This is a genomic window from Vibrio sp. Vb0667, assembly GCF_033391095.1.
In genome coordinates this window covers 1-1,006 of sequence record NZ_JAWPOL010000454.1, presented here as the reverse complement: position 1 = coordinate 1,006, position 1,006 = coordinate 1, and the positions used below count along the sequence as shown (strand labels likewise).

1 pseudogene is annotated in these 1,006 nt (G+C 46.2%); it reads left to right on the top strand.

The window, feature by feature from the left end:
• Positions 1 to 1,006, top strand: a pseudogene (locus tag R8269_RS26605) (tRNA(Met) cytidine acetyltransferase); the annotation flags it as partial.

The window sequence follows — 1,006 nt, the reverse complement described above, 5'->3', positions numbered from 1 at the left end:
GCGGTGGAATGCTACTTGTTGTGACAAATACTGCTCAGCCACAACATTTCGCTGAGCAATGGATGCAGACCCAATGGCAAAAGCTGATAGTGCTTGAGCAGGGGAAAGTCATTCCTCAGGTTTCTGAGCTTGCTATTGCGCAGAGAAATACAGAATACATAGAGCAGACTCACGCTGTTTCATTAATCGAGAAAGTGGTGAATGGGCATCGCAAGCGTCCTTTAGTGCTCACGGCTGATCGCGGTAGAGGTAAAAGCAGCGCATTAGGCATTGCTTGTGCTCAGTTATTGCAACACAAACCGCTGCGTATATTACTTACCGCGCCTTCTATTAACGCTGTTGAGCCAGTCTATCAGCACGCGCAGCGTTTACTTACGGATGCCAAACAGATGAAGAAAGACCGTTTGGAAGTCGGATATGGGTATATTCAGTTTATTGCGCCTGACGAATTGTTGTCTTCGCTGCCTGAGTGTGATTTGTTGCTAGTCGATGAAGCGGCTGCGATTCCCGTTCCGATGCTCAAACAAATCACCGAGCATTATCATCGTTTGGTCTTTTCTAGCACGATTCATGGCTATGAAGGCTGCGGACGTGGCTTCACGTTGAAGTTCATTGAATGGTTGCAACAACAACGACCTGGCATGAAGACGTATCACATGCAGCAGCCAATTCGTTGGAGCGTAGATGATAAGTTAGAAACGTGGTTGTATAACGCTTTTATCTTGAACGCGGAATTATCGCCGCAATCCATTGAAGGCATGGCGAACGTATCGTTGAACAAAGTGGACAAGCAAGCACTGGTTCACCAACCCAACTTACTACGCGAATGCTTTGCTTTACTGGTTAATGCTCATTATCAAACCTCACCGAATGATTTGCTCCATTTACTACGAGATGACAACAGCTCTGTTTATCTCGCGATGGATAAACAAAATATCATCGGAGTCATTCTCACGGTTGAGGAGGGCGGTCTTGATGACGAGTTAATTGAAGCCGTTCAACTTGG